Here is a 22,382-nt window from a genome sequence, read left to right as displayed (position 1 = left end):
GCCGTGAAAAAAAGCGGAATTACGTGAAGGAGAAGGTATCTGGCATAAAGTTTTAATGGTGTTATTTCCAGAGCGTGATCCGCATCCTGGTAATCGTCGTGGTGTTTATGGTTTTTATTCCCCGCAGCCGTTGTTTGTCCTTTGCTGACGCTTCCCTGCCCTCTGAAAACGATTTAATCCCATTAATATCAAACAGATAAACGCATGTAGTGTCTGTTGTTAAAAAGATGATACATTGAAGTTATTATTCCAAAATGCGCGTGACAGTCATGAAATTGTCATTTCAAACGAAGCTGTTTCTTTCGCTCGTTGTTTTTTCGTCTGTCCTGTTCGTGTTACTGGGAAGCTATTACTACGTCAGCATCACCCGGCAGCTTTATCAGGCGATGAGCATGCGCGCGAAGGTGCAGGCAGACGAAATCGCGCTGATTCCGGAACTGAGAAAAGCGGTGGCGGATCGGGATATCCCGGCCATTAATATGCTGATGAGGGCTATTGCCCGGAAAAGCGATGCCAGTTTTATGGTGATTGGCGATAACCGTGGCCTGCACCTTTTTCACTCGGTGACGGCGGACCGGGTTGGCAAACCCCTGGTCGGCGGAGACAACGCGGCAGTGCTGGCAGGGAAAAGTATCACCACCATCCGGACAGGCGGACTGGGAATCTCCCTGCGCAGCAAATCGCCTATCCTGAACGATCGCGGGCAGGTGGTCGGTATCGTGTCCGTTGGTTATCTCGCCCGCTATCTGGATGCCATCACGTTCAGCAACATGATCAACCTGCTGATCGTGGCGGCCCTGGTGCTTATCGCCCTGTTTATTTTCTCCTGGTTTTTCACCTGCAATATTAAAAAACAGATTTTCTCGCTGGAACCGCGCGAGATCGGCCTGATGGTCCGTCAGCAAAACGCCATGATGGAATCAATCTATGAAGGCGTGATTGTCATCAATGAACACCTGCAGATCGAAGTGATCAACCAGGCCGCCCGAAAGCTGTTAGGCCTTTCACAGTCCGCCGAGGCGCTGCGAGGGCAGTCTGTCAGCCAGATCATTTCGCCCGTCCCCTTTTTATCGCAGCCCGTGATGCTGGAGAAAGATACCCACGATGAGATTAGCCAGTTTAACGCGCTCACCGTCATCGCCAGCCGGGTACGTATCATGCTGGAGGACGCGCTGATGGGCTGGGTAATCTCCTTCCGCGATTTTAACGACATCGACTCCCTTAGCGCCCAGCTCAGCCAGGTGAAACGTTATGTCGATAATCTGCGCATTATGCGGCATGAGCAGCTTAACCGAATGAACACGCTTTCCGGGCTGTTGCACATGGGGCGTTTTGAAGACGCGATTGACTACATTGAGGCGCAGTCAGAACACGAGCAGGAGTGGCTGGACTTTGTCTCCGCACGCTTCAGCTCGCCACTGCTGTGCGGCTTGTTACTGGGCAAAGCGGCACGCGCCAGAGAAAAAGGCGTTATCCTCCACTTTGATCCCGCATGCCTGATGGACAAGCCCTTTCCCCCACTGTCAGAGGCTGAACTGATCTCGGTCATTGGCAATTTGCTGGACAACGCGATTGAAGCCACGCAACGCGCCCCGATGCCTCATGAACCTGTTGAAGTGCTGATTAAGCTCAGCGCCCGTGAGCTGATCATCGAAGTGGCGGATCACGGCGTGGGCATTGCACCTGCCATCCGCGAACACATGTTTGAACGTGGCGTCACCACGAAAACCCGGGGCGATCACGGCATCGGGCTGTATTTAACAGAAAGCTATATTACCCGCGCAGGGGGCACCATTGAGGTCAGCGACAATGTGCCACGTGGCGCCATTTTCTCGCTGTTTATCCCCTGCGCGCAAACCCACCGCTGTCCCGTAACGGAAACGGAGAAGGTCCGCGATGCAACATGAGCCTGTGACTGTCCTGATTGTGGAAGATGAGCCTGAACTGGCTCAGCTTCATGCCGAACTGATTGGTAAACACCCTGAACTCAGGCTGATCGGTATCGCCGGGTCACTGGCAGAAGCCAGACAGCAGCTTGCCATCAGTGCGCCACAGCTGCTATTGCTGGATAATTATCTGCCCGATGGCAAAGGCATCACCCTGATTGGCGATCCGTTGCTGGCCCACGCAAACTGTTCCATTATTTTTATTACGGCGGCCAGTGATATGGATACCTGTAGCCAGGCCATCCGCAACGGAGCCTTCGATTACGTCCTTAAACCTGTGTCCTGGAAACGGCTTAACCGCTCGCTTGCCAACTTTATCGCTTTCGCAGACCAGCAGCGCACATGGAAGATTGTCGATCAGAAAAATGTCGATGTCCTTTATCAGCTACAGGCGAAGAACTACCCGCACGATAACGGCAGCAAAGGTATTGAGGAAACGACTCTCGCGCGGGTCCAGACACTTTTTACGCCAGCCACCACACGGCTTTTTTCGGTTGATGAGGTGATGGCCGAAACCGGGCTCAGTAAAACAACCGCCCGTCGCTATCTGGAGCACTGCGTGGAAACCGGCTTTCTGACGGTAGAAATGCTGTATGGCAAAGTGGGCCATCCCAGGCGCATGTACAAACGGCCATGAACTGCGGCGCGCCACGCCGCCAGTGCAGCGGCTCGGTCCGGCGGCCTCTGCGGGGCAAAACATATCCCCCGCCCGCTGATGTCCATGGCCGCCATCGCCAGCTGACTGTAATCTGAAATAAAAAAAACTGTGCTTTGCTCTTCCCGTCATCCTTAAACTGATTACTATAGGTTTTCACCCGACTCCTATAGCGAAGCCCTCTCCGTTGAAAATGCGCACTCCTTATTTACTGGCTTTACTGGTTTCTTTGCTTCCCCTTAAAAGCACGGCGCAGGTTGCGCCCGATCCCTTACTGGCCTCCCAGATTGTCGATCGCTATGCAGAGCATATCTTTTATGCCAGTGGTGCCACCGGCATGGCCCTGGTGGCAATAGACGGTAATCAGCGTGTCTTTACCAGCTTTGGTGATACCCGGCCCGGCAACAATATTCGTCCGCAAAAGGATTCGTTAATTCGTATTGCCTCGCTCAGTAAATTAATGACCAGTGAGGTGATGGTAAAAATGGCCGAGCGCGGCGAGATTCGTCTGGACGATCCGCTGAGTAAGTATGCGCCTCCGGGAAAACGGGTCCCTGGTTTCGACGGTCAACCGATTCGGTTGATTAACCTCGCCACTCACACCAGTGGCCTGCCGCGCGAACAGCCCGGCGGTAAACCGCATCGTCCGGTTTTTGTCTGGCCTACGCAAAGTGAGCGCTGGAACTGGCTGAACACCGCCAGCCTGAAAGCGGCCCCCGGCACCAATGCGGCCTATTCCAACCTGGGTTACGATCTGTTGGGTGATGCGCTGTCACGTGCGGCGGGTAAACCCTATCCGGCCCTGTTTCAGCAGCTGATCACCCGCCCGCTGGGCATGAAGGACACCACGTTTACCCCGTCACCCGAACAGTGCGCCCGTTTAATGGTGGCGGAAAAAGGAGCCAGTCCGTGTAATAACACGCTGGCGGCTATCGGCAGCGGTGGCGTCTATTCAACGCCGGATGATATGGGACGCTGGATGCAGCAGTTTCTGAACTCCTCCGTGAATCGCCGCACGCCACAGATCGATCGCCTGCAGACATTAATCTACCGTCGCGATCAGCTTCACAAGGTGGATGGAATGGACGTGCCAGGTAAAGCCGACGCTCTCGGCATGGGTTGGGTTTATATGGGACCGTCAAAGGGGCGTCCGGGGATCATTCAGAAAACCGGCGGTGGCGGGGGGTTCATCACCTATATAGCGATGGTGCCGCAGAATAATGTGGGCGTTTTTGTGGTGGTGACCCGATCTCCCCTGACCCGCTTCACGCCAATGAGTGACGGTGTAAATAACCTGCTGGCGGAGTTGGTGGGCAATCAGACCGGTTCCCCCATGATGGTGCAGGCGATTCCTTAACGGCTGCCATCCGCAGAGGCTGACTGGCTTACCCAGAGCGTGGGCCAGTCATCGCTGCTGTGCCAGGCATCGCAGGTTGATTCTTCGGCATATTCCGCTAACACAAAATGCTCACCGTTAAACTGCCAGCGGGACGCTGTACCGCAGTCGCCCAGTCCCCGCCCTTTACCAAAGGTGTAAAGCTGGCCGGTTGCCGCATCGTAATCCGCATTAATCAGCTCCAGCTGGCGCTCTCCTCCCTCGGGCGGCGTAAAGGGTAAAGTCAGGCTGACACCGCGTGCCACATAGGGCGGCGCACGCGTCACTTCAAACGCCCGATCGATCACGTTATACGCCCCCATCTCACAGCTCACCAGCAGCAAGGCTTTTTTGTCCGTCAGCGGCGAGACGCTGACTTCGCGTCGCAGTGGATCGAGCGAACAGGTGTCTGAATTAACCCGCCAGGTGCCGTAATCGATCAGGCCACTGGTTTCTCCCCGCGTCAGCGGTGCAGGCGCGGCCATGGGAGGTGGCAGTTGCGGAATCGCCGGAGCAGCAGGCACGCCGTTGCGTTCGCCCCGTCGAACCCAGGCGCTCATGCTATTCACCCGCCCCTGCACGTCGTCCATGTACAACAGAGCCGCTTTCATGCCACGCAATGAAACCTGTGGGCTGGCGCTGAACGTCAGCTGCAGATTTTTTGCATCCATGGTGAGTTCAAGAAATTCGTTAATGGCAATCGGGTTGCGGGTCGCAAGATGATGCGGCTCTACGTCCCAGTGCTTGAAATCAGGACGAAGACGACGCTGATCCACCAGCAGATTATCTTTGAGCGCCGGCCCCGGCAGCGCACCACTATAGGCACTGCCGTAATCAATACGTAACAGGGGCTGGTCATCCGCCCCGGCATGTCGCGACAGGGTCATCACCAAACCACGGTCACCCTGCGTGCTGCGCGCAACGCAAAAGGCCGCGTTATTGCAGGTTAACTGCCAGTCAGAAAACAGTTTCTGCACCGGATCAGCCTGGACGGTGGCGACCATGAATAAAGGCAACGCAAACAGCGATTTCATCCTGTACCACATTAAGAAAATCGAGCCCCAACTTCTCTGAGTGGAAGATGATAGCGCAATCGCGCACGTCACGACGTTCGCATTCTGTGAAGTGCCCAGCAAGCGCAGCTAACTGCCTAAAAAACATCCATTTTGCAACAGCCGTAGCGCCCTGTCGTGCGCAATGCGGTCATCATGCGTATTCGTCAGCGTTCTCTCAATCGGATTCGTCGGACTATCCGGACAGGCAAAGCGGTCAAATACACATAAACGGGCAAAAGCGGGCATGATAGAGTCGCTGCAGAATGCAGGATAAAATGTTCACAGCGGATCCTGAGACCGCTAAATAACCCTTATTTAGTGAGACAAATCACTAAACAATATTATTGCTTTCATTTCGTTTCATTAAAACCCAACACTGATCTTTTTATGCGCGTTGCAAAAACAGGTCCTGCGTACCCACGCTCAGGCCACATTTTTGCCGCGTGCCTTCCAGTACTTTATAGCCATCGGAGGCCATTATGTTGCCGATTGAACGCCAGCAGAGAATTATCGATGAATTAATGTGTAACGGACGGGTTATTGTCGCTGAACTCACCGCGTTATGTCGGGTTTCTCAGGAAACGATTCGCCGCGATTTAGCACAACTTGAAAAGAAAGGTATTTTACAGCGAAGCCATGGTGGTGCGGTTCCGGCTAAACGACACAGTGCAACGCTACAGGTTAATAATCGCGAGATTAATGAATCTGAATCGTCTTTTCGTCAACGCGTAAACGAACATGTTGACGCCAAAATGGCAATCGCGAAACGCGCGCTGGATTTTATTAGTGTGGGCGACTGCTTATTACTCGACAGTAGTACCACGTGTTTTTATCTGGCACGGCAATTACCGGATATTGAATTAACGGTATTAACCAATTCGTTACGCATTGTCCAGACGCTGGCAGCGCGCGGCAGTATTCGCACCATTTGTCTGGGCGGAGAATATTCAGATCGTTATGAAGATTTTCACGGCATTGTTACCGAGCAGCCGTTAAAAGAGTTTCAAATAAATAAGATCTTTTTTTCATGCAGCAGTCTGGGCAATGACGGTTATTTACGCGAAGGAAATGAACGTCATGCACATTTAAAGCAACAGCTGATTCTGGCAGCAGAACGAAAACATTTATTACTGGATAGCTCTAAGTTTCTTCGGCCCTCATTCGCGCGTATTTGCCATTACCGTGATGTGGATTTTCTCATTACTGACCAGTTGAAAGATAAAGAGCTGGAACAGGAACTGGCCTGGAACGGCGTCAATATTATTGACTGCTCGCAGCGCCCCCAGTCTGTGCAGCTTATAAATAATTAAATGGAGCCTTTATGAAAAAACAGCTTATCGCCTGTTCGTTGTTCGCATTACTGGCTTTTCAGTCCCATGCGGCGGAAAAAATACGCATGGGCATCGTGGTGAAAATCGGTGGTATTCCGTGGTTCAACGCTATGGAAGCCGGAATTAAAAGCGAAGCGGCCAAACGCGGCATTGACGCCTGGATGGTGGGGCCGACCGCAGCCGATCCTGCCCTGCAGGTGCGTGCCATTGAAGATTTGATTGCCCAGAAAGTGGACATTATCGGCGTCGTCCCCAACGACCCCAAAGTGCTTGAGCCCGTCTTGCAGCGCGCCCGTGAAGCCGGCATCAAAGTCATTACCCACGAATCGCCAGGCCAGAAGTTTGCAAACTGGGACTTTGAATTAGTGGATGCCGCAACGCACGGCATCAATCATATGAAAGCGCTGGCGCAATGTATGCATGACGAAGGGAAATACGCCATATACGTGGGGAGCCTGACGGTGCCGCTTCATCAGCAGTGGACCGATGCCGCGCTGGATTATCAAAAGCAGCACTATCCCAACATGCAGTTGGTTACGGACAAATTTGGCGTAGGCGAATCCCTGGACGAGTCCATCCGTACCACCAATGAACTGATGTCTAAGTATCCCGATCTGAAAGGCATTTTAGCCTTCGGTTCGCAGGGCCCTATTGGTGCCGGTCGCGCCGTTATGAACCGCAATAAAACCAATCAGGTCTGTGTCATTGGGGCGTTCAGTCCGGGTCAGGGCGCGCAACTGGTTAACCGCGGGGCGATCAAGGGCGGCTATATCTGGAATCCACATACCGCCGGTGAAGTGTTTATCCGTATTGCCGAGAAGGTGGAGAAGAACGAACCGATTACGGACGGTATGACGATTGACGGCCTGGGCAAGGTGAAAGTGGATCAGACAACGCACACCATTCTGGGCAACAACACGGAAAGTCTGGATAAAGCTAACCTGCCTAACCTGATCAAGCTGGGGCTGTAATGATGCAATCGGTCGCGCCGCAAAGGCTTATCACCCTGGAAAAACTGTCGAAAACCTTTGGGGGGAATCGTGCTCTGAGCGATATCTCGCTGACCTTGCTGGCGGGCGAAGTGCACTGCCTTGCCGGTACCAATGGTTGTGGCAAAAGTACGCTCATTAAAGTGATATCCGGCGTACATGCGCCGGATCGTGGCAGCGAAATTCGTTTAGGTGACGGAGACCGCTTGCCCCGTCTTTCGACTCAGCAGGCCAGAGACTTTGGTATTCAGGTCATCTATCAGGATCTGTCCCTGTTCCCGAACCTGAGCGTGGCCGAAAACATCGCATTTGAACACAATCTGCGCGGGTTATTTGGCTGGCATCAGCGCAAAACCCTGGTTGACAGTGCCCGGCGTATTGTTGAGGAACTGCAGTTTGACCTCAATCTTGACGACAGTGTCGCGCACCTTTCCATCGCTCAGCGACAACAGGTCGCCATTTGCCGCGCACTGGTGGCGGATGCGCGGCTGGTGATCATGGATGAGCCTACCGCTTCCCTCACCCGTACCGAAGTCAATCAACTGCTGCGCACGGTACGCTATCTCAAACAGAAAAAGATTTGTGTGGTCTTTGTCAGCCATCGCCTGGACGAGGTGCTGGAAATATCAGATCGCGTAACCGTCATTCGCGATGGCCGCAAGGTTGGCTGCTGGCCGGCGCAGGCTATGACACCGCACCATCTCACCGAGCTGATGACCGGGCAAAAACTTGATTATCAGTTAAAAACCCCTACGCGCAACGGTGATCGGGTCATTCTGGAAGTGGAAAACCTGCACCGTGCAGGTCAGTACCACGATGTTAATTTTCGGCTGTACGAAGGTGAGGTGCTGGGGCTGTGTGGTCTGCTGGGATCGGGACGTACTGAGCTGGCTCTTTCCCTGTTCGGCATGACCCGGCCAGACCGCGGCAGGATCTGGCTGGACAGTAAACCCGTGCGCTTTCGCAGTCATGAAGATGCCATCAAAGCCGGGATTGGTTATGTATCTGAGGATCGCCTGACGCTGGGGCTGATTCAGCAACAATCGGTGGCCGACAATATGGTGCTGCCCATTCTTAACCAGCTGCAAAACCGCTTCCACCTGATTGATGAATACCGCAAGAACAAGCTGATTCTTCAGTGGATTCAGCAACTGGGCGTGCGCGTTGCCGATCCACAGCTAGCCATCTCAACGCTGTCCGGCGGCAATCAGCAAAAGATTGTGCTGGCGAAATGGGTCCTGACGCAGCCGCGCCTGCTCATCCTCGATTCGCCCACCGTCGGCGTGGATGTGGGGGCAAAAGCGAGTATCTATCAACTTATTCACGAACTGGCACGAGAAGGCCTGTCGATCATTTTGATTTCCGATGAAGTCCCCGAGGTCTGGTACAACTGCGACCGCATTTTGCATTTCCGCGAGGGCACCATCCAGGCCGAATATCAACCAGACCGCATAGCGCAACAGCAACTGGCGGAGGTGATCAATGCCTGATTTTTCCCGTTTACGTCCTCATTCCAGTCAGGGCTGGCTGACGTGGGTATTGTTGCTGTTCATTGTGATTTTCTCCTTCGCCAGCGACCAGTTTCTGACCGTGCAAAACCTGCTGGATCTGGCCGAAAGTTACGCGGTTACCGGCATTTTCGCCCTCGGACTGTTTGTCGTGCTGGTGACCGGCGGCATTGATATTTCCTTTGCGGCCGTCGCCTCTGTGGTGCAGTACCTGATCGCCTCGCTGTTTGTGCATTACCAGTTTGCTAACGCGCCGCTGAGTATTGCACTGGCGATAGCCTGCGGCACGCTGTTTGGTGTCATTAACGCCTGGCTGATCACCTGGCTCCGGGTCGTCTCCATCATCATCACCATTAGTATGCAGTCGCTGCTGTTTGGCCTGCTGATGTGGGTGACCGGTGGACGCAGCCTGTATCAGCTTCCGGACTGGTGGATCACGCTGCGTAACGTGCTGCCGTTCGAATGGCAGGGACAAGCCTTTCAGCTCGGCCTGCCGCTGCTCATCCTGTTGCTCATTGCGGCGCTGACAGCGGTGCTCCTCAACAAAACACATTTAGGTCGTCAACTCTATGCCGTGGGCGGCGATGCGGAATCCGCACGGCGTATCGGGATTCGCGTTGGCCTGATCTCCCTCTTTGCCTATGGCTGGCTGGGGGCCATGGCCGCGATTGGCGGACTGGTTCAGGTCTACCGCATGGGTGAAGTCGTCCCCAACGCCCTGGTGGGCGGTGAGCTGGATGTGCTGGCGGCAACCGTACTGGGCGGAGCCAGTCTGATGGGCGGCAAGGGCACCGTCAGTGGCACCTTGATGGGGGTTTTCCTGATCGCGGTTCTGAAGAACGGACTCAACCTGATCGGCGTATCCAACTACTTCATGAACATCGTGGTCGGTACCGTCATTATGGCCGCCATTGCTGTCACCCACTTTAAGAAGCGCAAAGAAACTGACGTCAGCTTTGTCTGAGGAGAGAAACAGATATGAAAAGATTCGCTGCGTTAAAACCGGATGGCACCAATGTTGGCCTGCTGCTTCTGATTGCCTTCTCGCTGGCGCTGTTCGGCATTCTGTTACCCGGCCGCTTTTTTACCGACGCCACTTTCCTCAGCATGGCGTTCCAACTGCCGGAACTGGGCTTACTCACCCTGGCAATGTTTATTGCCATCCTGAGTGGCGGACTCAATCTGGCGATTATCACCACCGCCAATCTGACCAGCCTGTTTATCGCCTGGGTCTTACTAAACAGGGTGCCGGACGGGGCCGGAACCGCTCAGCAACTCATGTGGTTACTGCTGGCAGTACTGGGTGCGATGCTGATTGCTGCACTCATTGGCCTGATTACCGGCGTCATGGTAACGCGCATTGGCGCACATCCCATCCTGGTGACGCTGGCAACCATGATCACGATTAACGGCATCGGTATCTGGCTGACCAAAGGCGCGGCGGTAAGCGGTATGCCTCCCGTTGTAAGGGCTCTGGGTGCCGATACCTTACTGGGTGTGCCGTTGCCGCTGTGGCTCTTTCTGCTGGCGGCCGCCCTGCTGGCCCTGTTTCTGGGCAAAACCCGCGCCGGTAAGTGCATCTATATGGGCGGCAGCAACATCAACGCGACCTGGTTTAGCGGCATCAACACGCACCGCATGGTGATGCTGGTATATATCCTTTCCAGCCTGTTGTGCGTACTGGCGGGGCTGGTGATGATGGCGCGCTTTAACTCCGCCCGCATGGGTTATGGCGATGCCTATCTCTTACTCACCGTGCTGGCCATCATCCTTGGCGGCACCGATCCCAATGGCGGCTTTGGCCGGGTCACCGGCGTCGTGCTGGCGCTGATCGCGCTACAAATTCTTTCCACCGGGTTCAGTCTGATAAACATCAGTCCGCACGTCAGCCTGGCAATGTGGGGCGCGGTATTGATTGTGGTGCTGGCCGTTAAACAGGGCAAAGCCCGACTAAATGAAAGCCGGGCCGTAACGCGCAGCAAACGTTTAAGCGCGGCCCTGAATCCCTTGACTGAGAAAAAGGAAGTATAATGCGTATTCAAATCTCGCCGTCATTAATGTGCATGAATCTGATGGAGATTAAACAGCAGCTGGCGGTCCTGAACACCCGCGCTGATTTCCTGCACGTTGATATCATGGACGGGCATTACGTCAAAAACATCACGCTGTCGCCGTTCTTTATTGAGCAAATTCGTCCGCATACGCCCGTAGCGATAGACGTTCACCTGATGGTGGAACAGCCGACCGATTTTATCGAGGCCGTCGCGAAAGCGGGAGCAGACTATATCTGTCCGCATGCGGAGACCATCAACCGCGATGCCTTCCGGGTGATCAACCTGATCCGCAGTCTGGGGAAAAAGCCGGGCGTGGTTTTAAATCCCGCTACGCCCGTGTCGTTTATTCATCACTATATTCATCTGCTGGAGAAGATCACCGTAATGACGGTCGATCCGGGTTATGCCGGGCAGCCATTTATTCCCGAGATGGTGCAGAAGATCCAGCAGCTTAAGGCCCTGAAACAGGCACAGGGCTATGACTTCCTCATCGAAATTGACGGCTCCTGTAATCAAAGAACCTACCGCACGCTACTGGAGGCCGGCGCAGACGTGCTGATTGTCGGCACCTCAGGCCTGTTCAACGTGCATGACGATCTCAGCACCGCCTGGGACATGATGCGCAGCAGCATTGATGCCGCACAGGGACTGGCACAGGAGTCTGCATGAAACAACGCTGGCTTGGAATGGATATCGGTGGCACCAGCACCCGACTGCAACTGATGGAAGACGGCCAGCACTGGTGCGGATTCCGTAAAATAGCGACCGCCAGTTGGGCACAGCAAACGGATGCGCTTCACGCCCTGGGCGATGTGATTATTGACACGCTGGCGTCACAAGCGATTAGCGGCGTAATGCTCGGGCTCCCCGGTATACTCAGCCGCGATCGTCAGCAGGTTATCTCGTTACCCTTTATTCAGGCACTGGATGGGCAACTTGTGGCAGCCCAGTTGAGCAAGCGACTGGGCGTGCCGGTCGCCATGGATAAAGACGTCAACCACCTGATGTTATGGGATCTGCTACAGCTTGATGCCCTGCCCGACAACGCGGTGGGATTGTATCCCGGCACCGGTTTAGGCAACAGCCTGTGGCTGGAAGGCCGCTTTTATCATGGTCATCATGGCGGCGCGGGTGAACTGGGGCATATTCCCCTGCCCGGCAATGACCTGCCCTGCCCGTGCGGCAATCGCGGCTGTGCGGAAACGCTGATCTCCGGTCACTGGCTGAGCCAGTGGGCGGCGACGCATCAGCCGGACACCGCCCTGTCACAACTGTTTACGCGACACGGGGATCATCCCGATCTGCAGGCCTTCGTCCAGCGGCTGGCGCACCTGATCGCCAGTGAAATGAACATCCTCGATCCGGAATACCTGATTCTGGGCGGTGGCGTGCTGGCGATGGCCGGTTTTCCGCTGGCGCAGTTACAACACCACATTCAGCGCAGTTTGCGGCCGCCCGTCACGCGCCACGGTTTACGTATCGTGTTCAGTCATGCCACCGATTACACGGGCTGCCGTGGTGCCTGCCTGGCTGCCGAACGCCACTTTGGGGAGCGAAAATGAAAGGCAAAGTCTGTGTGTTTGGTTCATTCAATCTGGATATTGTCGCCGGTATGCGCCGCTTTCCCCTGCCGGGCGAATCGCTGATTGCTCAGCACAGCATGATGGGTCCGGGCGGTAAAGGTGCGAATCAGGCCACCGCCGCACTGCGCGCGGGTGCCCGGGTGCACTATATTGGCAAAGTGGGCAAGGACGACTTTGGTGTGTTTGCCCGCCGCCATCTGGAAAAAACCGGGTTTGATGCGATTACACTGTTCACCTGTAAGGAGAAACCCACCGGCAATGCGTTGATCTACGTTGCCGGAAACGACGCCGAAAACATGATTTCCGTCTATCCAGGCGCCAACCTTACCGTGACGGCGGCGGAAGTCACGCGCTGCAAACCCACCGTCGCGGCGGCGGACATTCTGCTGGTCCAGCTCGAGAACAACCTGAGCGCGATACAGCGCATGATTGATAATGCGCGGGCCGCCAATACCTTTGTGATTCTTAATCCCGCGCCGTTTCAAAAAATCAGCGATACGTTTCTGGCAAAAGTCGATCTGCTGACCCCGAACAGTACGGAAGCGAGGCTGCTGACCGGCATCAACGTCAACGATATCCGCAGTGCCCGGCAGGCGGCAGAAATTCTGCATCGCAAAGGGGCGCGCCAGATCATTATTACACTGGGGACGGCGGGTGCGTTACTGTCTGACGGCCAGCAGCAACGGCATATTCCCGTGTTTCCTGCCACCCCGCTGGATACGACCGGCGCGGGCGATGCGTTTAACGGCGCGCTGGCGGCCAGGCTCGCGGCGGGCGTTGCGCTGGATCAGGCGGCGCTGTATGCGGCCGCGTTTGCCTCATTATGTGTGGAGCGACCGGGTGCGGCCCATTCGATGCCTTCGTATGCCGAGGCACTGGCGCGTCTGCAGGCGCACCCGGAGTGCGTCGCCGACCGCGTGATGACGTGCGTATAAAGCGGAAAGCCGATGCGATGGTTTGCGCATCGGCTTCGTGCAGGATTACAGCGTTAGCCAGCCTGCGATCAGGGCGTGCTGCAATAACATGATGGTTTTACCATCACGAATGCGTCCGTCTTTCACCCACGCCATGGCCTGAGGAAAAGGCATTTCCAGCACATCAATGGCCTCATCTTCGACACCGCCACCAGCGTTCTCGCGCAGGGATTCGTGATATTCCGCCGCAAAGAAGTGAATCAGTTCAGTGACGCCGCCCGGTGACATGTAGACCGAATACAGTTTTTCGACCTCGCCTACCGCATAGCCGGTCTCTTCAATGGCCTCTTTACGGATGCAATCCTCTGGCGAGTCGTCATCCAGTAAACCCGCGCAGGCCTCAATTAACATTCCGTCTTCATTACCGTTCACGTAGGTCGCCACGCGGAACTGGCGCGTCAGCACCACACTGTTTTTTTCACGGTTATAGAGCAGAATTGTCGCACCGTTGCCGCGATCGTACACCTCGCGTTTGTGACGCACGACGTCGCCATGGCTGTCGGTTAGCTCATAGGTGATGTTACGCAACACAAACCAGTTCTCAGACAGCAGCTTATCTTTGATGATAGTGATTCTGGACGACATAGGCGCTCCGCAAGTAAGAAGGGAGCCAATGATGATAGGTCGTGGGATGCAAGAAAACTATCTGAATTACGTGTCTGCGCACGCAATCATCAAGACCGCCCGAAACACCGAAAAAAAATGCCAGCACGCAGGCTGGCATTGATATTTCAGGCAAGATCACCGTCAGGATGATTTGCCATCGTGCTCGTGATGCTCGTGCTCCGTGGCGGCAATTTCGTTAACGCGCTTACGCACACCAAACCAGCCCAGAACCAGAATCACCGCAATCAGCGGAATAGAGGCAATAGTGTACGTGCCGTTTGGATAGTCAAACGCCATTAAGACCAGCACGCTGAACAGGAACAGCAGCGTCAGCCAGGAAGTGAAAGGCGCGCCCGGCAGCTTAAAGCTGACGTCGTCGGCCTTGCCTTCTTTAATGGCTTTGCGCAGACGCAGCTGGCACAGCACGATAAAGCCCCAGGACGAAATGATCCCCAGTGACGCGACGTTCAGGACAATCTCGAACACCTGTGACGGCACATAGTAGTTGAGTATTACGCCGACAACATAGACGCAAACGGTAACCAGAATCCCGGCATAAGGCACCTGCTGGCTGCTCATCTTAGACATGAATTTCGGTGCTGAGCCGCCCATCGACATGGAGCGCAGAATACGGCCTGTCGAGTACAGACCGGAGTTCAGACTGGACAGCGCGGCGCTGAGGACCACGATATTCATGATGCTGCCGATATACGGCACGCCCAGTTTAGAGAAGAAGGTCACAAACGGACTTTGCCCGGCCTGATAGGCATTCCACGGCAGTAACAGCACCAGCAGCACCACGGAACCGACATAGAACAAACCGATACGCCAGATTACGCTGTTGATCGCTTTCGGCAGCATGGTTTCCGGATCTTTACACTCACCTGCGGCCGTACCCACCAGTTCGATCGAAGCGAAGGCAAAGACCACCCCCTGCACCAGCACCAGCGCCGGTAACAGGCCGTGCGGGAACAGGCCGCCGTTATCCGTGACCAGGTGGAAACCTGTTGCATTGCCGTCCAGCGGTTTACCGCTGCCCAGGAACACCACGCCGACCACCAGAAATATCACTATCGCCAGCACCTTGACTAACGCGAACCAGAACTCCATTTCGGCAAACCACTTTACGCCGATCATGTTCATGGTGCCGACAATCGCCAGCGCGCCCAGGGCAAACACCCATTGTGGGACATCGCCAAACGCGCCCCAGTAGTGCATATACAGTGCCACGGCGGTGATATCGACAATCCCGGTCATGGCCCAGTTAACAAAATACATCCAGCCTGCCACATAGGAGGCTTTTTCACCCATAAACTCGCGTGCATAGGAAACAAAGCTTCCACTGCTGGGACGGTGTAAAACCAGTTCGCCCAGCGCGCGCAGAATGAAGAAGGAGAAAATGCCACAGACCAGATAGATTACCGCCAGAGCGGGACCCGCAGCCTGTAAGCGGGCACCTGCGCCCAGGAACAGACCTGTACCAATTGCGCCACCGATAGCGATCATCTGTACGTGACGATTACCCATGGCTTTCTTATAGCCGGAGTCGTGGGAATTGAGCCAGCGTCGTTTCGCAGCGCGCATGTCTGCTGCGGTTTTCTTCGTAGATTTCATAGCCTTCCTGTTTGTCCTGACCATAAGTCATCGCGCATCCAAACGATTGCGTTTAGCAGTGCGAAATGGGTTTTCTTCCTCTGTGCGTTTGCCTGTGAGTTAACGAAAAGCAGCGCGGGAATTTACGGCGATGAATCCTAACCGTTATGCAACATCGAAGCAAAATATACCGAGGAGATAAGCCGGACGATTTGTAAAAAACTTTTCTGAGATCACAAAAAAACCGGCCGACAGGCGACCGGTAAGGGCTACAGGGAAGGTAACAGAGGGGTTTAGCGGTAAATTTCGGCAGTGCCGGTCCACAGGCTGGAGTCGCCGGGGTTATCAACCCCGATGACACGGAAATGGCGGGCACCTTCTGATTTGGCCTCCTGCGAAAGCTGGCGGGTGACATCATCCAGAGAGCCGTTCACATTTGTCACCGAGACGCTGCCGATACGTTGCAGCCCCTGGGCTTCCTGCCGGTCCACTGCCGTGGCAGCAAGAGTAGAGAATGAAGCAGTGGCCAACAGAGCAGCGCTAAGGTACACAGGTAATCGTTTCATACTTCCTCCTGAACTTGCGTGGGTCACTGAGTAAAACATGGTGTTGAGTATTAGCGAGGCAATGAAAGCCAACATGGGCAAGGTGTAAAGCTATGGCAGTAATGTTCATCCGTAGGTGGACATTCCTGGGAAACGTCAACGGGGGTGAGTTTGCGTACACAGCGCCGCTGTTTTCGGGCATTTTGTAATAAGTCGTCGGGTGTCTCTGGCACCGCTCTTATGATTCCCTGTCAGTAAAGGTGTTATTGTCGTGATTGTTAAACGCTCTGTTACCAGAAGTATCGCGCTGTCGTTAACGTGGATTGTCTTGCTGGCGTTACTGACGACCGGCCTGGCGCTGCTGACGCTTTCCAGTAGCCTGCGCGATGCGGAAGCCATTAATCTGGCCGGATCGCTGCGAATGCAAAGTTACCGCCTGGCCTGGGATGCCAGAGCAGATCCGCAGCTGCTGACGGCGCACCTGGCGCAGTATCAACAAACGCTTGATGCCGCCGTGTTACAGGAACTCGATCGCCCCTGGGTGCCGCGCAAGGTTAATAATCACTATCAGCGTTTACGCGAAGGCTGGCCCGGTCTGGCACAGCATCTGCAGGCGAACGCGTCAGATGCCTGGCGGCAACAAATGCCCAACTACGTTGACGAAATTAACCGCTTCGTACTGGCGCTACAGCGCTACGCCGAACTGAAAATGCGCGTCGTGGCCATCAGCAGCCTGACGGGCGTGATCGCCATTGTTGCGCTCGCTCTGATGACGATCCGCTTTACCCGCCAGCAGGTCGTTAAACCCCTCAATGCACTGGTCAGAGCCAGCCGCTATGTGGAAAGCGGCAATTTTGCCTTTCCGCCCCTGCATGTGCAGCAGCAGAACGAGCTGAAAGTCCTGTCACAGACTTTCAGCAGCATGGCTGCACAATTACAGTGCCATTATCAGCAACTGGAACAACGGGTCCGCGACAAAACCCGGGACTTAACCCAGGCGAATCATACGCTCTCCTTACTCTATGAAAGCTCACAAATCCTGACCAGCCGTTCGCTGCAACCGGCGCTTTTCGATGATGTGCTGAACCGCATCGTCGGCAAAGAGAATATTGCCTTCATTCAGCTTCAGGGCGAGCAGTTTACCTGTGAGGCGGGCCAGCACGATCCCGCGCTGGCCTGGCAGCATTTACCGTTGAAACAGGACGATCAACGTGTTGGCACGCTGCGCTGGCAAACCGGCGGCGCGGCCCCTTCCGCCGCGTTAATGGGCAGCCTGGCCGCGATGCTGGGACGGTCGATCTGGATCTGGCAAACCCAGAAGCAGTACCAGCAAATGCTGCTGATTGAGGAGCGCGCCACGATTGCACGTGAACTGCACGACTCGCTGGCGCAGTCACTGACTTACCTGCGGATACAGCTGATGCAGCTTCGGCGCAGCCTGTCCGCCTCCGATCAGTCGGCACAGGCGATCATTGCAGATTTTGATCGCGAACTGGCAGAGGCTTACCGCCAGCTACGCGAACTGCTGGCGACCTTTCGTCTGACGATCGAAAAGGCCGATCTGGAGGCTGCTCTGCACGTGATGATTGCGCCGCTTCAGTCTCAGACTGTCGCTGATATCCGGTTGGCCTGCCAGCCAGGCCTGCAGCAACTGGATGCCCGGCAACAGGTCCACGTCCTGCAAATTGCCCGGGAAGCCGTCCTGAATGCCATTCGCCATGCGAATGCCCGTTTGATTACCGTCGACTACCAGATCACGGATACAGGTGAGCATTCACTGACAATCACTGATGACGGCACGGGCATGATCAGCACAGAAGAACCTCCGGGGCATTATGGTTTCATCACCATGACCGAGCGCGCAGCGTGCTTGTCTGGCCAGTTAGACATTCGTTCGCAGCCGTGTGGAACACAGATTGTGTTGCGCTTTCCACCGCGTCCGGCATCAGAGATTGACTAGCCGCACGTAACACGGCTTTACTTTTATTGCATCTCGCATCACAGGCCATGTGGCAGATCAACGGCAGGCCATCGGGTTAATCATTACAATGACAGCACCACAGAGGGTCGCTGCAGCCGCCGCTTGACGAACCGCATTGCCCATGCGACAACCTGCAGCGTCAGGTGACAGGGAGAAAACATGAAACAACCGACTTTAACAATCATGATTGTGGACGACCATCCGCTTATGCGTCGCGGTATTCGGCAGTTACTGGCGCTCGACCCGACGCTTCAGGTCGTCGCGGAAGCCAGCAACGGCACCGAAGCACTGGCTGAGGCCCGTCGCCTGGCACCGGACGTCATCCTGCTCGACCTGAATATGAAAGGGATGTCGGGCCTGGACACGCTGAAAGCGCTTCGTCATGAAGGCATCCACTCGCGGATTCTGGTGCTGACGGTGTCGGATGCGCGCAGTGATATCTTCGCCATGGTGGATGCGGGAGCCGATGGGTATTTGCTGAAAGACAGTGAACCGGAAATCCTGCTAAACCAGATCGTACAGGCCACACAGGGCGAAAATGTCTTTAGCGAGGCGGTCCGGCATTCGCTCGCGACGCGTCACAACAGCGACGATCCGTTCCGTTTGCTGACCGAACGCGAACGCGACGTGCTTCAGGAGGTGGCGCGAGGCCTGTCCAACAAAGCCGTTGCTGATACCTTGCAAATTTCAGAAGAGACGGTGAAGGTACATCTTCGTAATATCCTGCGCAAACTTGAGGTTCGCTCACGCGTTGCGGCGACCATCCTGTGGCTTGAACGTCGACATCGTTGAGAAAAAGCGCGCCAATTTACACATTCTTTATAATTTCTCCACTTTTCAAACCCTGCCCGCACGTAAAGTAGTCGCCTGGTCGTGCGTGATGTCATGGAATACTTTCGTACGTTACGCGCTGCATCGGTCATATTAATAATAAAAGCAGTGAGGAGTACCGATTCCATGTCGAATTTCTTTATCGACCGCCCTATTTTTGCCTGGGTTTTGGCAATTTTATTGTGTCTTTGCGGCACGCTCGCCATTATTTCGCTTCCCGTTGAGCAATATCCCGACTTAGCGCCGCCCAACGTGCGTATAACCGCGACCTATCCTGGTGCCTCGGCGCAAACGCTGGAAAATACCGTTACCCAGGTTATCGAACAGAATATGACCGGTATCGATAATCTGATGTATATGTCCTCGAACAGCAGTAATACCGGCCAGGCGCAAATCACCCTCACCTTTACTGCCGGCACGAATCCCGACGAAGCCCGTCAGCAGGTCCAGAATCAGTTACAGGCAGCCCTGCGTCAGTTACCTCAACCGGTGCAGTCACAAGGTGTGACCGTCAATAAAACCGGTGACAGCAATATTTTGATGGTGGCATTTGTCTCCACTGACGGCAGCATGAACAAACAAGATATTGCTGATTATGTCGCCAGTAATATTCAGGATCCCATAAGCCGAATTGATGGTGTCGGTGAAGTGGATGCCTACGGCACCCAATATGCCATGCGCATCTGGCTCGATCCCTACAAGCTGACCGCCTATGCCCTGACCACCGATGATGTGGTGAATGCCATCAAATCCCAGAACACTCAGGTGGCCGTCGGCCAGGTGGGCGGTTTGCCGGCAGTCAATAATCAGGCGCTGAACGCCACGGTGAACGCGCAGTCGATGCTGCAAACGCCCGACCAGTTTAAAGCGATTACCCTGAAGAATAATCCCGATGGCTCCGTGGTCACGCTGGGCGATGTCGCAACGGTGGCACTCGGCGCTGAAAAATACGATTCCCTCAGCCGCTACAATGGCCAGGCCGCCTCCGGACTGGGCATCAAACTGGCCTCCGGTGCCAACGAGATGAACACGGATAAGCTGGTGCGGGCACGTCTGGATGAGTTATCACACTATTTTCCGCATGGGCTGGAAGCGAAGATCGCTTATGAAACCACGCCTTTTGTCAAAGCCTCAATCACCGATGTGGTCAAAACCCTGCTGGAAGCCATTCTGCTGGTATTTGGCGTGATGTATCTGTTTATGCAGAACTTCCGGGCCACGTTAATCCCTACCATCGCCGTGCCGGTGGTGCTGCTTGGCACTTTCTGTGTGATCTTTGCCTTCGGCTACAGTATCAACACCCTGACCATGTTCGCCATGGTGCTGGCGATAGGCCTGCTGGTGGACGATGCCATTGTGGTCGTCGAAAACGTCGAACGTATCATGAGCGAGGAAGGGATCTCGCCGCGCGCAGCCACCCGAAAATCAATGGGGCAAATTCAGGGCGCGCTGGTGGGGATTGCGCTGGTGCTGTCCGCCGTCTTTATTCCCATGGCCTTTTTTGGCGGCACCGTCGGCGCCATCTACCGCCAGTTTTCGGTGACGATTGTCTCCGCCATGATCCTGTCCGTGCTGGTCGCAATGATCCTGACGCCAGCCCTGTGTGCCACGCTGCTCAAACCCATCGCCAAAGGTGAACACCACGGCGAGCGCGGCTTCTTCCGCTGGTTTAACTATCATTTCAACCGCAATGCCGATCGCTATGAGCGTGGCGTTGCCCGCATTCTGCACACTGGCGGCCGCTGGCTGCTGCTTTATGTGGGGATAATTGGCGTCATGGCGTTTCTGTTTCTTCACCTGCCTTCGTCGTTTTTGCCACAGGAAGATCGCGGCATGATTTTGACGCAGGTCCAGTTGCCCGCCGGTTCCAGCATGGATCAGACCTCGGCGGTGGTGGCCAAAGTGGAAAAATACTACCTGACGAAAGAGAAAGATAACGTGCTGTCGGTCTTCTCAACGATCGGTTCAGGCCCCGGCGGGAATGGACAAAACGTCGCGCGTCTGTTTATCCGTTTGAAAGACTGGGGTGACAGACCGGGTGCCGATCGTACCTCGTTCGCCATCATTAAGCGCGCGGGTAAAGCCTTTAAACACATCAATGAGGCCATGGTCATTGCGAGCAGCCCGCCGGCCATTACCGGGTTGGGTAGCTCATCGGGCTTCGACCTGGAGATACAGGATCATGGCGGCATCGGGCATGACAAGCTCATGGCCATGCGCGACATGCTACTGGACAAAGCCAGCAAAGATACGCTTCTGTCCCGTGTCCGTCATAACGGCCTTGATGACAGCCCACAGTTGCAAATTGATATTGATGAGCGTAAAGCGCAGGCGCTGGGCGTGTCGCTGGATACCATTAACGACACGCTCGCCACCGCCTGGGGCTCAAGCTACGTGAACGACTTTCTGGATCGGGGGCGGGTAAAAAAAGTGTATGTGCAGGCTGATGCGCCCTATCGCATGCTGCCCGATGATATCGACAAATGGTACGTGCGTAACAGCAGTGGCACCATGGTGCCCTTCTCCGCCTTTGCCACCAGCCGCTGGGAAACGGGCTCGCCGCGTCTGGAACGCTATAACGGCTACTCCTCACTGGAGATCGTGGGAGAAGCCGCAGAGGGCGTGAGTAGCGGTACCGCGATGAACGAAATGGAGAAGCTGGTTGAATCCCTGCCGCTCGGTGTGGGCTTCCAGTGGACGGGTGCGTCGTATCAGGAGCGGTTGTCCGGCTCTCAGGCTCCGGCGCTGTACGCCGTTTCGCTGCTGGTCGTGTTCCTCTGTCTGGCGGCCCTGTATGAGAGCTGGTCGATTCCGTTCTCTGTGATGCTGGTTGTGCCGCTCGGTGTGGTCGGCGCCCTGATCGCCACCTGGACGCGCGGGCTGGAAAACGACGTCTATTTCCAGGTCGGCCTGCTGACCGTTGTCGGGCTTTCGGCGAAGAACGCCATCCTGATTGTCGAGTTCGCCAACGAGCTTAACAGCAAGGGCGGCGAGCTGATTGAATCCACGCTTGCGGCTTCACGCCAGCGTCTGCGCCCGATCCTGATGACTTCACTGGCCTTTATCTTCGGCGTCCTGCCAATGGCGATCAGTAGCGGCGCAGGGTCAGGCAGTCAGCACTCCGTGGGCACCGGCGTGATGGGGGGAATGATTTCCGCCACGCTGTTAGCCATCCTGTTTGTACCGCTGTTCTTTGTGCTGGTGCGTCGTCGTTTCCCGCTGAAAGAGAAACATCCCGACTAACCTGCCCGCCTGTCTGGCGAACCAGACAGGCAAAAAAAACGGCCTCTGGAAACAGCGGCCGTTTTATTTCTGTGTGTGGTAAGAACTACAGCAGAGGGGAAAGTGCCCTGCTT

The 22,382-nt window shown here is 55.2% G+C and carries 18 protein-coding genes; 14 read left to right on the top strand and 4 right to left on the bottom strand.

Annotated elements, in window-relative coordinates; all coding sequences use genetic code 11:
• The first annotated feature begins 269 nt into the window (after window positions 1–269).
• From C7433_RS10530 to ampH, 3 genes are all read left to right on the top strand, one after another.
• Window positions 270–1,907, top strand: a complete 1,638-nt coding sequence (locus C7433_RS10530; protein WP_110268323.1) for a sensor histidine kinase — start codon at window positions 270–272, stop codon at window positions 1,905–1,907.
• Entirely contained in the window at window positions 1,897–2,583 is a 687-nt protein-coding gene (locus C7433_RS10525) for a response regulator (protein ID WP_054633367.1), read from the top strand. Before C7433_RS10530 ends, C7433_RS10525 begins: the two co-directional genes overlap by 11 nt.
• Before the next feature lie 211 nt (window positions 2,584–2,794).
• Window positions 2,795–3,958, top strand: coding sequence for a D-alanyl-D-alanine-carboxypeptidase/endopeptidase AmpH (ampH, locus tag C7433_RS10520; RefSeq protein ID WP_170317965.1), 1,164 nt, complete (start codon window positions 2,795–2,797; stop codon window positions 3,956–3,958).
• Here ampH and C7433_RS10515 read toward each other — a convergent pair.
• A complete protein-coding gene (locus C7433_RS10515) occupies window positions 3,955–5,022 on the bottom strand; it encodes a DUF1176 domain-containing protein (protein WP_110268143.1) in 1,068 nt (355 codons plus the stop codon). The genes ampH and C7433_RS10515 overlap by 4 nt on opposite strands.
• Window positions 5,023–5,510: 488 nt before the next feature.
• On the opposite strand from C7433_RS10515, the gene C7433_RS10510 reads away from it, so the two are divergent.
• From C7433_RS10510 to C7433_RS10475, 8 genes are read left to right on the top strand one after another with little or no spacing between them, the layout of a single operon-like run.
• A complete protein-coding gene (locus C7433_RS10510; protein WP_006118387.1) occupies window positions 5,511–6,341 on the top strand; it encodes a DeoR/GlpR family DNA-binding transcription regulator in 831 nt (276 codons plus the stop codon).
• Window positions 6,342–6,352: 11 nt separating this feature from the next.
• Complete coding sequence (locus C7433_RS10505) at window positions 6,353–7,333, top strand: substrate-binding domain-containing protein (protein ID WP_058701231.1); 981 nt, start codon at window positions 6,353–6,355, stop codon at window positions 7,331–7,333.
• 2 nt (window positions 7,334–7,335) lie between these two features.
• The gene (locus tag C7433_RS10500; RefSeq protein ID WP_110268322.1) at window positions 7,336–8,841 is read left to right on the top strand and encodes a sugar ABC transporter ATP-binding protein; all 1,506 of its coding nucleotides are present in this window, start codon (window positions 7,336–7,338) and stop codon (window positions 8,839–8,841) included.
• Window positions 8,834–9,823, top strand: coding sequence for an ABC transporter permease (locus C7433_RS10495; protein WP_033740829.1), 990 nt, complete (start codon window positions 8,834–8,836; stop codon window positions 9,821–9,823). The genes C7433_RS10500 and C7433_RS10495 overlap by 8 nt, the downstream gene beginning before the upstream one ends.
• Before the next feature lie 14 nt (window positions 9,824–9,837).
• Entirely contained in the window at window positions 9,838–10,890 is a 1,053-nt protein-coding gene (locus C7433_RS10490) for an ABC transporter permease (RefSeq protein WP_110268142.1), read from the top strand.
• Window positions 10,890–11,582, top strand: a complete 693-nt coding sequence (gene alsE, locus C7433_RS10485) for a D-allulose 6-phosphate 3-epimerase (protein WP_006118382.1) — start codon at window positions 10,890–10,892, stop codon at window positions 11,580–11,582. Before C7433_RS10490 ends, alsE begins: the two co-directional genes overlap by 1 nt.
• Window positions 11,579–12,475: an allose kinase gene (gene alsK / locus C7433_RS10480; protein ID WP_110268141.1), complete on the top strand. Its 897-nt coding sequence runs from the start codon at window positions 11,579–11,581 to the stop codon at window positions 12,473–12,475. Before alsE ends, alsK begins: the two co-directional genes overlap by 4 nt.
• A complete protein-coding gene (locus C7433_RS10475) occupies window positions 12,472–13,431 on the top strand; it encodes a ribokinase (RefSeq protein ID WP_110268140.1) in 960 nt (319 codons plus the stop codon). The genes alsK and C7433_RS10475 overlap by 4 nt, the downstream gene beginning before the upstream one ends.
• 45 nt (window positions 13,432–13,476) lie before the next feature.
• On the opposite strand, the gene nudK is transcribed toward C7433_RS10475, so the two are convergent.
• The 3 genes from nudK to C7433_RS10460 form a co-directional block, all read right to left on the bottom strand.
• Window positions 13,477–14,055: a GDP-mannose pyrophosphatase NudK gene (gene nudK, locus C7433_RS10470; RefSeq protein ID WP_033740833.1), complete on the bottom strand. Its 579-nt coding sequence runs from the start codon at window positions 14,053–14,055 to the stop codon at window positions 13,477–13,479.
• Between the two features lie 162 nt (window positions 14,056–14,217).
• Window positions 14,218–15,690 (bottom strand): L-asparagine permease, encoded by a 1,473-nt coding sequence (ansP, locus tag C7433_RS10465; protein WP_033740834.1) that lies wholly within the window; start codon window positions 15,688–15,690, stop codon window positions 14,218–14,220.
• Window positions 15,691–15,962: 272 nt separating this feature from the next.
• Complete coding sequence (locus tag C7433_RS10460) at window positions 15,963–16,235, bottom strand: DUF1471 domain-containing protein (RefSeq protein ID WP_006118378.1); 273 nt, start codon at window positions 16,233–16,235, stop codon at window positions 15,963–15,965.
• A 250-nt stretch (window positions 16,236–16,485) separates the two neighbouring features.
• On the opposite strand from C7433_RS10460, the gene narQ reads away from it, so the two are divergent.
• From narQ to acrD, 3 genes are all read left to right on the top strand, one after another.
• On the top strand, window positions 16,486–18,174 hold the full coding sequence (narQ, locus tag C7433_RS10455; protein ID WP_110268139.1) for a nitrate/nitrite two-component system sensor histidine kinase NarQ: 1,689 nt from the start codon (window positions 16,486–16,488) through the stop codon (window positions 18,172–18,174).
• Between the two features lie 180 nt (window positions 18,175–18,354).
• Window positions 18,355–18,987: a response regulator gene (locus C7433_RS10450; protein ID WP_110268138.1), complete on the top strand. Its 633-nt coding sequence runs from the start codon at window positions 18,355–18,357 to the stop codon at window positions 18,985–18,987.
• Window positions 18,988–19,152: 165 nt separating this feature from the next.
• Complete coding sequence (gene acrD, locus C7433_RS10445; RefSeq protein ID WP_033740838.1) at window positions 19,153–22,269, top strand: multidrug efflux RND transporter permease AcrD; 3,117 nt, start codon at window positions 19,153–19,155, stop codon at window positions 22,267–22,269.
• Window positions 22,270–22,382 lie beyond the last annotated feature (113 nt).

Source organism: Pantoea sp. PNA 03-3 (assembly GCF_003201175.1).
Lineage (GTDB): Bacteria > Pseudomonadota > Gammaproteobacteria > Enterobacterales > Enterobacteriaceae > Pantoea > Pantoea stewartii.
This window is presented reverse-complemented; position numbering and strand designations above follow the sequence as displayed.